The organism is Aeromonas sp. R9-2 (assembly GCF_040908025.1).
Lineage (GTDB): Bacteria > Pseudomonadota > Gammaproteobacteria > Enterobacterales > Aeromonadaceae > Aeromonas > Aeromonas veronii.
In genome coordinates this window covers 496388-511652 of record NZ_JBFOCX010000024.1, presented here as the reverse complement: position 1 = coordinate 511652, position 15265 = coordinate 496388, and the positions used below count along the sequence as shown (strand labels likewise).

10 protein-coding genes are annotated in these 15265 nt (G+C 57.7%); all 10 read left to right on the top strand.

Annotated elements, in window-relative coordinates:
• Window positions 1–103: 103 nt before the first annotated feature.
• The 10 genes from pepN to AB5Y71_RS11350 all read left to right on the top strand — a co-directional run bounded on the left by pepN (window position 104) and on the right by AB5Y71_RS11350 (window position 15147).
• Window positions 104–2728, top strand: a complete 2625-nt coding sequence (gene pepN / locus AB5Y71_RS11395; protein ID WP_368171605.1) for an aminopeptidase N — start codon at window positions 104–106, stop codon at window positions 2726–2728.
• Between the two features lie 67 nt (window positions 2729–2795).
• Window positions 2796–3017, top strand: coding sequence for a DUF2835 family protein (locus AB5Y71_RS11390; protein ID WP_005351919.1), 222 nt, complete (start codon window positions 2796–2798; stop codon window positions 3015–3017).
• 278 nt (window positions 3018–3295) lie between these two features.
• A complete protein-coding gene (locus AB5Y71_RS11385; RefSeq protein WP_368171604.1) occupies window positions 3296–8134 on the top strand; it encodes an NAD-glutamate dehydrogenase in 4839 nt (1612 codons plus the stop codon).
• 77 nt (window positions 8135–8211) lie between these two features.
• Complete coding sequence (gene pyrD, locus AB5Y71_RS11380) at window positions 8212–9222, top strand: quinone-dependent dihydroorotate dehydrogenase (protein ID WP_005336601.1); 1011 nt, start codon at window positions 8212–8214, stop codon at window positions 9220–9222.
• Between the two features lie 90 nt (window positions 9223–9312).
• On the top strand, window positions 9313–9849 hold the full coding sequence (locus tag AB5Y71_RS11375) for a cell division protein ZapC (RefSeq protein WP_069526808.1): 537 nt from the start codon (window positions 9313–9315) through the stop codon (window positions 9847–9849).
• A gap of 374 nt (window positions 9850–10223) precedes the next feature.
• On the top strand, window positions 10224–10487 hold the full coding sequence (locus tag AB5Y71_RS11370; protein WP_368171603.1) for a type B 50S ribosomal protein L31: 264 nt from the start codon (window positions 10224–10226) through the stop codon (window positions 10485–10487).
• A complete protein-coding gene (gene ykgO / locus AB5Y71_RS11365) occupies window positions 10488–10613 on the top strand; it encodes a type B 50S ribosomal protein L36 (protein ID WP_368171602.1) in 126 nt (41 codons plus the stop codon). It begins immediately after the preceding gene.
• A gap of 139 nt (window positions 10614–10752) precedes the next feature.
• Entirely contained in the window at window positions 10753–12930 is a 2178-nt protein-coding gene (gene rlmKL, locus AB5Y71_RS11360; RefSeq protein WP_224970141.1) for a bifunctional 23S rRNA (guanine(2069)-N(7))-methyltransferase RlmK/23S rRNA (guanine(2445)-N(2))-methyltransferase RlmL, read from the top strand.
• Window positions 12930–13160, top strand: coding sequence for a glutaredoxin family protein (locus AB5Y71_RS11355; protein ID WP_064336064.1), 231 nt, complete (start codon window positions 12930–12932; stop codon window positions 13158–13160). Before rlmKL ends, AB5Y71_RS11355 begins: the two co-directional genes overlap by 1 nt.
• Window positions 13161–13233: 73 nt before the next feature.
• Window positions 13234–15147, top strand: a complete 1914-nt coding sequence (locus AB5Y71_RS11350) for an ABC transporter ATP-binding protein (RefSeq protein ID WP_368171601.1) — start codon at window positions 13234–13236, stop codon at window positions 15145–15147.
• Window positions 15148–15265 lie beyond the last annotated feature (118 nt).

Sequence of the window (15265 nt, the reverse complement as noted above, 5' to 3'; positions counted from 1 at the left end):
TTCTTTTTGTCTGGCGTATCTGACGTCATGCAAATTGTTTGACCCCGCCAGTTGGTTGTGACAGCCTCTTTCTCGCCTTTAACAAGCGTGGAAGCAGACAATAATGACCGATCACTCCGAGGCCATGACGGCCAAATATCGCCAGGATTATCAGGCGCCGCTCTACTGGATCGACACCATCGACCTCGATTTCCAACTGCAGGAGCCGCTGACCCAGGTCACCGCCATCACCCGCATTCGTCGCAACGGTGAGCACAATGCGCCGCTGACCCTCGATGGTGAACAGCTGACTCTCAAGAGCGTTGCCATCGATGGCATTCCCTGTGACCACTACGAGCAAGGCGAGAGCAGTCTGACCCTGTTCAACCTGCCGGCCGAATGTGTGCTGACCATCGTCACCCTGCTGGATCCGGCCGCCAACACCGCGCTGGAAGGGCTCTACAAATCGGGTGATGCCTACTGCACCCAGTGTGAAGCGGAGGGCTTTCGCCGCATTACCTATTATCTGGATCGCCCCGACATTCTGGCGCGCTACAGCACCCGCATTACCGCCGACAAAGCCCAGTTCCCCTTCCTGCTCTCCAATGGCAACAAGGTCGACAGCGGTGATCTGGATGGCGGCCGTCACTTCGTGCAGTGGCAGGATCCTTTCCCCAAACCCAGCTACCTGTTTGCGCTGGTGGCCGGTGATTTCGATGTGGAGCGCAGCCACTACACCACCAAGAGCGGCCGCAAGGTGGCCCTCGAGATCTTCGTCGACAAGGGCAACCTCGATCGCGCCGGTTTTGCCATGGAGAGCCTCATCAACTCCATGCGCTGGGACGAGCAGCGTTTTGGCCTCGAGTATGATCTCGACATCTACATGATCGTTGCGGTGGACTTCTTCAATATGGGCGCCATGGAGAACAAGGGGCTCAACATTTTCAACTCCAAGTTCGTGCTGGCCAATCCGGCCACCGCCACCGACAACGACTACCACGGTATCGAACGGGTGATCGGCCACGAATATTTCCACAACTGGACCGGCAACCGCGTCACCTGTCGTGACTGGTTCCAGCTCAGCCTGAAAGAGGGGCTGACGGTATTCCGGGATCAGGAGTTCTCCTCCGATCTGGGCTCCCGTGGCGTCAACCGCATCAACAACGTGCGTACCGTCCGCGGCCCGCAGTTTGCCGAAGATGCCGGCCCCATGGCACACCCGATCCGCCCGAATGTGGTGATCGAGATGAACAACTTCTACACCCTGACCGTTTATGAAAAAGGGTCGGAAGTGATCCGCATGATGCACACCCTGCTGGGGGAAGATGCCTTCCAGGCCGGTATGCGTCTCTACTTCGATCGTCACGACGGCTCGGCCGCCACCTGCGATGATTTTGTGCAGGCGATGGAGGATGCTTCCGGTGTCGATCTTGGCCGTTTCCGCCGCTGGTACAGCCAGTCAGGCACCCCCGAGCTGACCGTCACCGACGAGTATGATGCCGCCAGTGGTATCTATCGCCTCCATGTGAGCCAGCACACCCCGCCGACCCAGGATCAACCGCAAAAGCTGCCGCTGCATATCCCTCTCGACATCGAGTTCTATGACGAGCAGGGTGCAGTCATCCCGTTGCAGTATCAGGGCAAGGCCATCGGCAACGTGCTCGACGTGCTGGAAGCGGAGCAGACCTTCGAATTCGATCGGGTGCCGGTCAAGCCGGTTCCCTCCCTGTTGCGGGACTTCTCCGCGCCGGTCAAGCTCCACTATGACTACAGCGACGAAGCGCTCGCCTTTCTGATGCGCTTTGCCCGCAACGAGTTTGCCCGCTGGGATGCGGCCCAGATGCTGATCAACAAGGCGGTCATCGACGGGGTGGCGCGGGTCCAGCACGGGCAGGGGGTTGAGCTCTCCCAAACCCTGCTGGCCGCCTTCGTCGCCATTCTGGAGGATAGTGATCTCGATTTGGCCCTCAAGGCGGAGATCCTGGCGCTGCCCGGTGAGGCGACCCTGGCCGAGCTGTTCGAGGTGGCCGATATCGATGCCATTCATCAGGTGCGCGACGCGATCCACACCCGTCTTGCCGAGGCCTTTGGGGCGCGCTTGGCGGCGACCTATCAGAGCCTGCGTCTGAATGGTTATCAGGTGGTGCATGCCGACATGGCCAAGCGGGCCCTCAAAGGGGTAGTGCTCGGCTATCTGGCTGCGCTGGATGCAGAGCATGCCGATGCGCTGGTGCGCGAGCAGTATGCAACTGCCGACAACATGACCGACACCCTGGCGGCGCTGCAGGTGGCCAACGGTTATCTGTTGCCATGCCGCGCCGCGCTTTTGGTCGACTTCGAGGGCAAGTGGGCCAAGGATGGACTGGTGCTGGACAACTGGCTGCGGCTGATTGGCAGCAAACCGGCTGCCGATGTGCTTAGCGAAGTGAAACAGGCGATGAATCACCCCACTTTCAGCATTCGCAACCCGAACCGGCTGCGGGCGCTGATCGGCAGTTTCGCCATGAGCAATCAGGTGCAGTTCCATGCGGTGGATGGCAGCGGTTACCGCTTCCTGACCGATCTGCTGATCGAGCTCAACGAGGTCAATCCGCAGGTGGCCTCCCGCCTCATCACGCCGCTTATCCAGTTCAAGCGACTGGATGAGGCGCGCAAGGCCCTGATCCGCGCCGAGCTGACCCGTCTTGCCAACCTTGAGGGGCTGGCGCGGGATCTGTTCGAGAAGGTCAGCAAGGCGCTGCAGCAGTAACTGTCGACGGGGCAGGGGCGTTAACGCGCCTGCCCCACATTGATGTGCCGTGTGATCAGGAGCAAGCGTGAAGCAGTTTACTTTTCGGCTCTCATTGAATAGCGATGAGGTGATGCTGATGTATCAGGGCCATGCCAGACGGCTGGTGGTGCGCAGCGAACAGGGATTAACCCTGGAACTTGGCATAGAAAAAATACGCCCCTTTGTCGCCATCAATGGTGTGCATGGCTATTTTCGGCTCAAAACCCAGGACGATTACCGCTTTATCAGTCTCGAACGCATAAATTAACAAAAATCGAACAGATTACCGACTGTTTATCTGCTTTGCGTCACTATCTATCCGGTAAACTGGCACAAAGGTAGTGGTAATTTCTGTATTTTTGGTTATTTGCAAAATTTCTCACAGTTTAAGCCGTGATCTGCACCTTGTTTTTAACATCTCGTTAGCACCTTTCCTCGCCTTCCCTTATCCAAGCCATTACACTTCGCAACAACTCTGCACCAGCGGGTAACCAGGGTGGTTGCCTCTGCGTCGGTGGTTAATGTCGTCCGATAAGGAATATAAAAATGGCATTGAAAGACGCCCCTACCTCAGTTCTGCTCGAAAACGTTCTCAGCCTGATCCATCAGAAGTTGCCCAAAAACAGTGCCTCTCTGGTCGAGCGCTTCGTTGCCAAGTTCTACGGCAACATGGCGAGCTCCGACCTGCACGATCGCAATGACAGCGATCTCTACGGCGCGGCCCTGAGCCTGTGGAATGCCCTCAATCAGCGCAGCGGTACCGATCCCTACATCCGGGTCTACAATCCCGAGCTGACCCGTCACGGCTGGCAATCGCCCCATACCATCGTCGAGGTGATCCTGCAGGACTCCCCCTTCCTGGTGGACTCCATTCGGATGGCGCTCAAGCGGCTCAATATCACCGCCCACATGATGCTGCACCAACCGCTGCACCTCATTCGTGGTGCGGATGGCAAGATTGACGCCATTCTGGAGCTCGACAACACCGACGGGCAGACCTCGGTTGAAACGGCCTTCCTTATCGAGATCGATCACCTCACCAGCGAGCAGCAGATGGCCGCGCTGGCTGCCGAGCTCAACTCGGTGGCCGGTGAAGTAGCGCTGGCAGTCGGCGACTGGCAGCCCATGCTAGCCAAGCTCAATGAGATCATCGACGAACTTCCCAAGCGCAAGCACCCGGTCAGCAAGGAGGAGGTGGCCTCCTGCGTTGCTTTCCTCAAATGGGTGGCTGCCCACAACTTTACCCTGATGGGGTATCGCCGTTACGACGTCAAGGCGGTGGAGGGGGATCACGAGATCCTGCCGCAGGCGAGCTCCAGCCTGGGGCTGATGAAGAACTCCATCAAGGAGGTAGGCCAGCGTCTTGGCAACATGCCGGCCAGTGCCCGTCACGCCGCTCTGAGTTCTGACCTGCTGATCCTCACCAAATCCAACAGCAAGTCCCGGGTGCACCGTCCGGCTTATGTGGATTACATCGGCATCAAGCGCTTTGACGAGCATGGCAAGGTGATCGGGGAAGATCGCTTCATCGGCCTCTACGCCTCTTCCATCTACAACACCAGCGCGACCCAGATCCCGCTCATCAGCCATCGTCTCGAACGCATCATGGCTGCCTCCGGTCACGAGAAGGGATCCCACGCCTACAAGGCGCTGCTGAACGTATTGGAAACCTACCCGCGCGATGAGCTGATCCAGGCCCGCGAAGAGGAGCTGTTGGCCACCGGTCTTGGGGTGCTGGAGATGCAGGAGCGGGACATGCTGCGGCTGTTCGTGCGCCGCGATGTCTATGGTCGCTTCTTCTCCTGCATGGTCTATGTCACCAAGGAGCGCTACAACACGGCGCTGCGGATCAAGACCCAGCAAATTTTGCAGAAATATTTTGGCAGCAATGAAGAGGTGGAGTTCAACGTCTACTTCACCGAAGGCGTGCTGGCGCGGACCCACTACATAGTGCGGGTCAACAACAACAACGTGGATGTGGATGTGAACGAAGTACAGAACAACCTGATTGAAGCGGCCCGCAGCTGGGACGACAGACTCGACTCCGTGCTGCTTTCCCACTATGGCGAGGCCCGTGGCAACGAGCTGCGCCGCCGTTTCAGCACCGCATTCCCCCGCGCTTACAAGGAAGATGTGCTGCCGGGCTCGGCCGTGGCCGACATCATGGCGCTCGATAACCTGAGCGAAGCCGAGCCGCTGGGCATGCTGTTCTACCGCGCGCAGGAGGAGGAGAACGACCGTCGGGTACGGCTCAAGCTGTTCCATCGCACCGAACCCATTCACCTCTCAGACGTGCTGCCGATGCTGGAGAACATGGGACTGCGGGTGATAGGTGAGACCCCGTATCAGGTACGCACTCCGGGGGGCGATCTGTTCTGGATCCTCGACTTCTCCATGTTGCTGCACGGCGAGCAGCCCTTTGATCTGGCTCAGAGCCAACAGCGCTTCCAGCAGGCCTTTGCTGCCATCTGGAACAAGCAGCTGGAAGATGACGGCTTCAACCGGCTGGTATTGGGGGCGGGTCTCACCGGCCGCCAGGTGTCGGTGCTGCGCGCCTATGCCAAATACATGCGCCAGACCGGCGTCTCCTTCAGCCAGTCCTATATCGAAGAGACTCTGACCCGTTATCCCGATATCGCCCAACAGCTGTTTACCCTGTTTGAGCAGCGCCTCGACCCGGCTGGCAAGCAGGATGCCAAAGCAGAAGCCAAGCTGCATGAAGAGCTTGCCGCCAAGCTGGATCAGGTGGCCAACCTCGATGACGATCGCATCATTCGCCGCTATGTGGAGATGATCGACGCTACCCTGCGCACCAACTACTACCAGCTGGACAAGGCGGGCAACATCAAGCCCTACATCTCCTTCAAACTGGCTCCCTCAAGCATCACCGACATGCCGCTGCCGCTGCCGAAATTCGAGATCTTCGTCTACTCGCCGCGGGTGGAAGGGGTACATTTGCGCTGGGGTAAAGTGGCTCGTGGCGGTCTGCGCTGGTCCGATCGCAAAGAGGACTTCCGCACCGAAGTGCTGGGTCTGGTGAAAGCCCAGCAGGTGAAGAACACCGTCATTGTGCCGGTGGGGGCCAAGGGCGGCTTCTACTGCAAACAGATGCCGGTGGGGGCAACCCGCGCCGTCATTCAGGAGGAGGGCAAGGCCTGTTATCGCCTGTTTATTCGCGGTCTGCTCGATGTGACCGACAACATCATCGGCGGCGATGTGATCCCGCCGACATCCGTGGTGCGTCACGACGAGGATGACTACTACCTAGTGGTCGCCGCCGACAAGGGCACGGCGACCTTCTCCGACATCGCCAACGAAATAAGCCTCGAATACGGTCACTGGCTCGGCGATGCATTCGCCTCCGGCGGCTCGGTCGGTTACGACCACAAGAAGATGGGTATCACCGCCCGCGGTGCCTGGGAGTCGGTCAAACGGCATTTTCGTGAAATTGGCGTCAACTGCCAGACCACCGACTTCACTTGCGTGGGGATTGGGGACATGGCCGGCGACGTGTTCGGCAACGGCATGCTGCTCTCCGAACACACCCGGCTGGTGGGCGCGTTCAACCACATGCACATCTTCGTTGACCCTACTCCGGATGCGGCCAAGAGCTTTGTCGAACGCCAGCGCCTGTTCGATCTGCCGGGTTCCAGCTGGGATGACTACAACCGCGAGCTGATATCACAAGGGGGCGGCATCTTCTTGCGTTCCGCCAAGTCCATCAAGCTGAGCCCGGAAATGCAGACACTGCTCGGCACCGACAAGGCCAGCATGGCGCCGAACGAGCTGATCAAGGCGCTGCTTTGCCTTAATGTCGACCTGCTGTGGAATGGCGGCATTGGCACCTATGTGAAGAGCGCTCGCGAGAGCGATGGGGAAGTGGGCGATCGCAGCAACGACTCACTGCGGGTCAATGGTCGCGATTTGCGGGCCCGTATCGTGGGTGAGGGGGGCAACCTCGGCTTTACCCAGCTTGGTCGGGTGGAGTACGCCAGTCAGGGCGGTCGCATCAATACCGATTTTACCGACAACGTGGGTGGGGTGGATTGCTCTGATAACGAGGTGAACATCAAGATCCTGCTGAACCAGTTGGTGGCCGCAGGGGATCTGACCCTCAAGCAGCGTAACCAGATGCTCTATGAGATGACCGACGACGTGGCGCAGATCGTGATCACCAACGCCTATCGCCAGTCCCAGTCCATCTCGGTCACCAGCTTCCGCGGCTCTGAACAACTGAAAGAGCAACAGCGCTTTATTCAGGGGCTGGAGCGGGAAGGCAAGCTGGACCGTGCGTTGGAGTTCCTGCCATCCGATGAGGAGCTTTCCGAGCGGATGGCGGCAGGGCAGGGACTGACCCGCCCCGAACTGGCGGTGCTGGTGGCTTACGGCAAGATGGTGCTGAAAGAGCAGCTCAACTGCCCGGAAGTGACCGACGAGCCCTTCCTCGCCAACATGCTGGTCACCAGCTTCCCGGCCAAAGTACAGCAGCAGTTTGGTGCCCAGCTGGCCGATCACCCGCTACGCGGTGAAATCATCGCTACCCGGGTGGCCAACATGCTGGTCAACGACATGGGGCTCAACTTCGCCAGCCGGATGAAGGACGAGACCGGTGCGTCAGTCGCCGAAGTGGCCTGCTGCTTCGCCATGGCCCGCGAAGTGTTTGGCATGAACCAGCTGTGGCGCGATATCGAAGAGTGCGACAACCTGGTTGATGCCCAGACTCAGCTCGAGCTGATGTTCTACAGCCGCCGTATCGTGCGCCGTGCCACCCGCTGGTTCTTGCGCGCCCGCAATCGCAGCTGGAGCATCAGCGAGAACATCGCCTTCTTCCGTCCTGCGTTCGAGACCCTCGGCACACACCTTTACGAGGTGATGGATGAGAGCGAAGTGGCCGAGCATCGTCAGGCTGTTGCCAAGTGGATGGAGAAACAGGTGCCGGAGGCCATTGCCCGTCAGGTCGCCCATATGAGCAGCCTCTTCTCCAGCCTGGATCTGGCGCAGATTGCCGCGGAGCACAAGACCGATATCCTGCGCGCCGCCAACGTTTACTATCGCCTCGGGGCCAAACTGGATCTTCACTGGTTCCTCGACCAGATCAACCATCAGCCGGTCGGCAACCACTGGCAGGCGATGGCGCGAGCCTCCTTCCGCGAAGATCTGGACTGGCAGCAACGCAGTCTCACTTCTGTGGTACTGGAAGGGTGCAAAGATCAGGGAGAATGCGCTACCATACTGGCCGACTGGATTTCGGAGCATGAGCAACTCTTGTCCCGTTGGACCCACATGTTGGCCGACTTCAAGACCACCAGTACCCACGAGTTCGCCAAGTTCTCGGTGGCCTTGCGAGAGTTGAACCTGCTCCAGTTGAATTGTCGGGCACTTTAATTGCCAGATTAAGGCATGACACCGACATTACACCCAAAGCCCCGGCCAGTTGCCGGGGCTTTCTTTAAGGAGCAAAGATGTTGTACCCCATCGCCAGGCATTTCCTGTTCAAACTCAATCCGGAACAGGCTCACGATCTCTCCATGAAATATTTGCCCCGCCTTCTCGGTACGCCACTCGATTGTTTCTTCCGCCAGAATTTGCCGAAACGCCCCGTCACAGTCATGGGGCTTTCTTTTGCCAATCCGGTGGGATTGGCGGCCGGTCTGGATAAAGATGGTGAGTGCATTGACGCGCTGGGCGCCATGGGATTTGGCTTTATCGAAGTTGGTACCGTCACCCCCAGACCCCAGAGCGGCAATGACAAGCCCCGCCTGTTCCGGGTTATTCCGGCAGAGGGGATCATCAACCGGATGGGATTCAACAACAAAGGGGTTGATCATCTGGTGGCCAAGGTAAAAGAGGCCAAATATCAGGGGGTCATCGGCATTAATATCGGCAAGAACAAAGACACTCCCATCGAACAGGGAAAGGATGATTACCTGATCTGCATGGACAAGGTTTATGATCATGCCGGTTATATTGCCGTCAATATATCTTCCCCTAACACCCCGGGGTTGCGTTCGCTGCAATATGGCGAGGCGCTGGATGAATTGCTGGCCGCCCTCAAGGTACGTCAGCAAGAGCTGGCCGCTCAATATAAAAAGTATGTGCCGCTGGCGGTTAAAATTGCCCCGGATTTAAGCCTTGAAGAAATAGATCAGGTGGCCGCTTCGCTGGTGCGTAATGGCATTGATGGGGTTATCGCCACCAATACCACCCTCGAGCGCGAGATGATTTATGACATGCCCCATGCCGGTGAAGCGGGTGGCTTGAGCGGTCGTCCGCTGCAACACAAGAGTACCGAGGTGATCCGCCATCTGGCCAAGGCGCTCAATGGTGCTCTGCCAATTATCGGTGTGGGTGGTATTGATAGTGCCATGGCCGCCCGTGAAAAATTGGCTGCCGGTGCCAGTCTGGTACAAATTTATAGCGGCTTTATTTATAAAGGGCCGGGGCTGGTCAAAGAGATTGTGACCAATATTTAAGAAATAGATGGAGGAGCCCTTTATTTGACGTTGCTGATTTCCTGCAGATGGAATAAAGTCAACTGGTAATTATCAAGTAAGGGCTCCAACATGTTTATCCAACCGACCGATAGCTGGCAATGGCACTATGATGCCCAGAATGACCGTCTGATGTTGGACCTGTCTGATAACATGTTATTTGCGACCGAGTATAAAGGGCGACAATTGGTGCCCAGTTCGTTTGCAGCCCAGCCTTTTTGTGTCGATGATGCCGCCCTCTATTATCAGTTGATGGATAAAGCAGCCGAACTTGAGTGGAGTATTCCGCATCAGGTTCAGTTGGTGCTTAATGCCATCGCGGTCAGTCGTTTTTATAAACCCCTGATGCCACAAAGCTGGTTTTTTAGTGAACAACATCCGCAAGTGATCCCGCAAAATGGTGATCTGGTCCTGATGAATACGCCCCATGGCAACGGCGAATTTATGGTCATTGAGGCAGGAGATCAGGCTAGCGTCTGTTTGAACCTCACTGCCGATCTGGTATTGACCACCAGTAAAACCTTGCCGCGTTTCGGGGTGATCAAGGTGATGAATAACCGGATGAAACCGCGTATTACCGTGACCGAGCAATATCGTCAGGTCAGTTGATATATATTCATCAATCTTTTTATCTCTGTGATTACACCGCTGCCTGTTTTAACTGTGGACACCTCAATCGCGCCTCGTTTCTGATCCTTCCCGCGAACATCTTGCCCATTCTCATTGATCTTCATGGTTGTGGTTCAGCCTCTTTTGAGGCTTGTTACATCTATTTGCACCTTGTGTTCTGACCCACGCAGTATCTTGGTCTTCCGTGCTGCAAGCATGGTGTCTCCCTCTTGTTTCGTTCGGCTTGTGTAGTGCCTCCACCTCAGCATCAACACATCACTCACTGAAGCGATTTTCTTCATACGACATTTTATGCTTGAAACGAGAGCTATTCTCACTTACATTTTGTTATAACATAACAAAATGGAGTTGCCATGAAGCCTCATATTCATCCTGATTATCGTTTGGTGCTGTTCCATGACACGGCGGCAGATGCCTTTTTCCTGGTCGGTTCAACCATCAAGAGCGATCGCCGCTATACGTGGCAAGACGGGAAGGAGTATCCCTATGTGTCGCTCGATGTTTCCAGCCAGTCGCACTCGTTCTATACCGGCAAGCAGAAGCAGGTATCGAGCGAGGGGAGTGTGGCCCGTTTCAACAAGCGCTTTGGCGCATTTTCAAGCAAGAAGGTGTCCTGAATGCAGGTTGTCTGTTCACTCAAATCCGCACGGGCGCGTCATCCCGATTGTCAGTTGGTACGCCGCCGCGGCAAATTGTTCGTGATTTGCAAAAACAATCCCCGTTTCAAGGCTCGTATGAAGTGATCCGCTAAATGATGTTTGGCCCCATGATCTCGCCATCGGGTAGTCATGGGGCCTTTTACCTTTTCGTCACCTATCAATCTGTTTCCATCCTGCTGTTTGCGCCGACTTTTGCATGCTCCAGCCCGCCTGATGGGGTATAATGCGGCACTATTTTTATGGGTTCCCCGTGAGCGTGATGAAAGAATTTTTTGCAACCTGCCCCAAGGGGCTGGAAAACCTGTTGGCCGATGAGCTGACCAATCTTGGCGCAGAGCAGGTCCGTGAGACCGTGGCTGGCGTCCATTTCAAAGGCGAACTGGCGATTGGCTACAAGGCCTGCCTGTGGAGCCGTTTTGCTTCCCGCATCGTGCTGGTGCTGTCCGAATTCCAGATGAACGACGATCTTGATCTCTATCTGGGCGCCCACACCATCCCCTGGGAAGAGCACTTCTCCGGCACCTCTACCATCGCGGTGGACTTTACCGGCACCAACCCCGCCATTCGCAATACCCAATATGGCGCGCTGAAAATCAAGGATGCCATCGTCGACCGCTTCACCAAGCGCGGTCACGTGCGTCCGGACGTGGACAAAAAGTCGCCGGATATTCGCATCATGGCGCACCTGGGCAAAGGCAAGGCCAATATCACGCTGGACTTGTCAGGCCCGGCGCTGCACCAGCGTTTCTATCGTCAGGGCACAGGTGAAGCACCGCTCAAAGAGAACCTGGCCTGCGCCATGATTGCCCGTAGCGGCTGGGCCGGTGAGCCCATGATGGACCCGATGTGTGGTTCCGGTACCTTGCTGATTGAAGCGGCCTTTATCGCCGCCGACATGGCGCCTGCGCTGCGCCGCGAGCGCTTCGGTTTCGATCGCTGGCTGCAGCACGATAGCGAGCTGTGGCAGAGCCTGATGATGGAAGCGCAAGTGCGTGCCAAACGCGGCATGCAGCGTTGCGAAGTAAAACTGTTTGGTTGCGATGCCGACCAGCGTGTGCTGCTCAAAGCCCGTGATAACGCCAAAGCGGCCGGTGTGGCCCACCTCATCACCTTCAAGCAGGCCGACGTCACCAAGCTGGAAAACCCGCTGCCGATGCCGGCAGTGGAAGGGGAGGCCCGCCAGGTTGGTATGCTGATCTCCAACCCGCCCTACGGCGAACGTCTCGGCGAATTTCCGGCCCTGCTGGAAGTGCATCAGGCGCTGGGCGATGCTCTGCGTCGCAGCTTCCAGGGTTGGAAAGTCTCCATTCTTTCCGCATCGCCCGAGCTGCTTAGCTGTCTGCGCCTGCGCGCTGACAAGCAATATCGCCTGTTCAACGGCGCCCTCGAGTGTCAGCTGCGTAACTACCAGATCGCACTGGACTCCGTGGCTTCCCAAAAAGAGGTGGCGCAGGACTTTGCCAACCGTCTGCGCAAGAATCTGAAAACCCTCGAGAAATGGGCCAACAAAGAGGGCATCGATTGCTATCGCATCTACGATGCCGACTTGCCGGAATACAACGCCGCCATCGACCGCTATCAGGACTATCTGGTGGTGCAGGAGTATGCCGCGCCCAAGGACATCCCCGCCCAGAAGACCCGTCAGCGTCTGCTTGACATGGTTCAGGCCGCCATCAAGGTGACCGGCATGGATGGCGAGAAGGTGATCCTGAAGGTGCGTGAGCGTCAGGAGGGCAAACAGCAATATCAGAAGCTCTCCGAAGAGCAGCACCGGATGGAAGTGCAGGAGTACGGCGCCCGTCTGTGGGTCAACCTCTATGACTATCTGGATACCGGCCTGTTCCTCGACCACCGTCAGACTCGCCGTATGCTGGGCCAGATGGCCAAGGGCAAGCGCTTCCTGAACCTGTTTGCCTACACCGGCAGTGCCACCGTGCACGCGGGTCTTGGCGGTGCCAGCGAGACCACCACGGTGGACATGTCCCACACCTACCTGAACTGGGCGCAGGACAACATGCGTCTCAACTCGCTGGTGGGCCGTCAGCACAAGTTTGTGCAGGCAGATTGCCTGAAGTGGTTGTCTGAAGCCGATGAGCAGTACGACCTCATCTTCATCGATCCGCCCACCTTCTCCAACTCCAAGCGGATGGACGAGAGCTTCGACGTACAGCGCGATCACCTGCTGCTGATGCAGCACCTGAAGCGCCTGCTGGCGGCGGACGGCACTCTGGTCTTCTCCAACAACAAGCGTCACTTCAAGATGGATCTGGCCGGTCTCGAGGCCACTGGTCTCAAGGCCCAGAACATCACCCAGAAGACGCGACCGAAGGATTTCGAACGTAACCAGCACATCCACAACTGCTGGATCATCACCCATGCGCCTGAGCAAGGCGAGGCGTGATGCTGACCCTGTTTCATACCGACGGTTGCCACCTGTGCGAGCAGGCCTGGGCGCTGGTGGAGGAGGCTGGTCTTGCCACCGCCACCCGCCAGTGCGACATCATGGATGATGAGCAGTGGCTTGCCGCCTATCGGGTGCGCATTCCGGTGCTGCGTGACGAAGCAGGCCGCGAGCTCGGTTGGCCCTTCACACTGGCCGAGCTAAAAAGCTGGGCCGCCCGTCAGGGGTGAGAGTGATTTGACGATAAAACGGGGGCAGACCCAGTCTGCTGCCCGTTTTTTTCATATGAAATAAGGAACACACATGGCTCTTTTAACATTGCACGGCGCATGTCTGTCGTTCAGTGATTTCCCGCTGCTCGACAATGCCGAATTGACCATCGAGCGGGGCGAGCGCCTCTGTCTGGTTGGCCGCAACGGGGCGGGCAAGTCCACTCTGATGAAGGTCATTGCCAGCGAATTGCCGCTGGACGACGGGCGTCTGGTGCTGCAACAAGATTTGAAAGTGACCCGCCTTGAGCAGGATCCGCCTGCTTCCAGCGAGCTGACGGTGTTTGACTATGCCGCAGAAGGGCTGGCGGGGGTGGGGGAGCTGCTCAAGCAGTATCATCACATCTCCATGGAGCTGGCGAGCGATCCGTCAGATGCCAATATTCGCAAGATGAGCGAGCTGCAAGAGCAGCTCGACTACCAGAACGGCTGGCAGTTCGAGACTCGTATCACTCAGGTGCTGACCCTGCTGGGGCTGGATCCCGACGTGACCCTCGACAGCCTCTCCGGTGGCTGGCTGCGCAAAGTGGCGCTGGCCCGTGCGCTGGCTTGCGATCCCGACTTGTTGCTGCTCGATGAGCCGACCAACCACCTGGACATCGAAGCCATCAACTGGCTGGAAGAGTTCCTCAAGGACTTTCGCGGCGCCATCGTCTTTATCTCTCACGACCGGGAGTTCATCCACAAGCTGGCGACCCGGATCATCGATCTCGATCGCGGCGTGATCACCTCCTGGCCCGGTAACTATGACGAGTACCTGCAGGGGAAAGAGGAGTGGCTGAGGGTCGAGGAGCTGAAAAATGCCGAGTTTGACCGCAAGCTGGCGCAGGAAGAGGTATGGGTACGCCAGGGGATCAAGGCCCGCCGTACCCGTAACGAAGGGCGAGTACGTGCTCTCAAAGCGATGCGGATGGAGCGGACCCAACGCCGAGAGTTGCAGGGTAAGGCCAAATTGCAACTGGATGAGGCAGGTCGCTCCGGCAAGTTGGTATTTGAAGCCGAAGGGTTGGGGCTCGATTTTGCCGATCGTACCCTGTTCCAGGGGCTGGATCTGCAGGTGCTGCGCGGTGACAAGATTGCGCTGGTCGGCCCCAATGGCTGTGGCAAGTCGACCCTGATCAAGCTGCTGCTTGGCCAGCTTGAGGCGACCCGCGGCTCGGTCCGTCAGGGCACCAATCTGGAGGTGGCCTACTTCGATCAGTACCGCGAGCAGCTCGATCCCGAGCAGACGGTGGTGGACAACGTCGGGGAGGGCAAGCAGGAGGTGATGGTGCGTGGCCGCTCCCGTCATATCCTCGGTTACCTGCAGGACTTCCTGTTCGAGCCCAAGCGGGCCCGTACGCCGGTCAAGGCGCTCTCCGGTGGCGAGAAGAACCGGCTGCTGCTGGCCAAGCTGTTCCTCAAGCCCAGCAACCTGCTGATCCTCGATGAACCGACCAACGATCTGGATGTGGAAACGCTGGAGCTGCTGGAAGAGCTGCTTTCCGACTACCCCGGTACCCTGCTGCTGGTGAGTCACGATCGTCGCTTCATCGACAACACAGTGACCGGCTGCTGGCTGTTTGAGGGGGATGGCCGCATCAGCGATTACGTGGGTGGTTACGCCGATATGATGGCGACCCGAGAACAGCAGAATGCCCAGCAACAGGCCAAGAGTGCACCGGTCAAGGCGCCCGAGCCGGTCGTTGCCGCCGCGCCAGAAGCGCCGAAGAAAAGCAAGAAGCTCTCCTACAAGCTGCAGCTTGAACTGGAAGGGTTGCCTGCTCGTCTTGAGCAGCTGGAAGCCGAGCTGGATGCGCTGCAAAGCGAGATCAACCAGCCAGGGTTCTTCTCGCTGCCGGCAGATAAAACCCAGCCGAAACTGGATGCGCTCAATGCCGCTGAAGCCGCGCTGGAGCAGGCATTTGCTCGCTGGGAAGAGCTGGAAGGACTCAAAAATCAGGAGTAAGTTCCCTGTAATTAAAACTTAATCCAGTTCAGTGCCTTGTGTCACATAGCCCGGTTAGGGTGGAAGTTTTTGTTTGACCGAGTGCGTTCGCAGGAGTAAAGATGAAAGCGACCGATGC

Coding starts and splice junctions, on each gene's coding strand:
- ykgO (WP_368171602.1), top strand. CDS start 10,488: ATGCAGGTTGTCTGTTCACTCAAATCCGCACGGGCGCGTCATCCCGAT.
- AB5Y71_RS11385 (WP_368171604.1), top strand. CDS start 3,296: ATGGCATTGAAAGACGCCCCTACCTCAGTTCTGCTCGAAAACGTTCTC.
- pepN (WP_368171605.1), top strand. CDS start 104: ATGACCGATCACTCCGAGGCCATGACGGCCAAATATCGCCAGGATTAT.
- pyrD (WP_005336601.1), top strand. CDS start 8,212: ATGTTGTACCCCATCGCCAGGCATTTCCTGTTCAAACTCAATCCGGAA.
- rlmKL (WP_224970141.1), top strand. CDS start 10,753: ATGCGGCACTATTTTTATGGGTTCCCCGTGAGCGTGATGAAAGAATTT.
- AB5Y71_RS11350 (WP_368171601.1), top strand. CDS start 13,234: ATGGCTCTTTTAACATTGCACGGCGCATGTCTGTCGTTCAGTGATTTC.
- AB5Y71_RS11355 (WP_064336064.1), top strand. CDS start 12,930: ATGCTGACCCTGTTTCATACCGACGGTTGCCACCTGTGCGAGCAGGCC.
- AB5Y71_RS11370 (WP_368171603.1), top strand. CDS start 10,224: ATGAAGCCTCATATTCATCCTGATTATCGTTTGGTGCTGTTCCATGAC.
- AB5Y71_RS11375 (WP_069526808.1), top strand. CDS start 9,313: ATGTTTATCCAACCGACCGATAGCTGGCAATGGCACTATGATGCCCAG.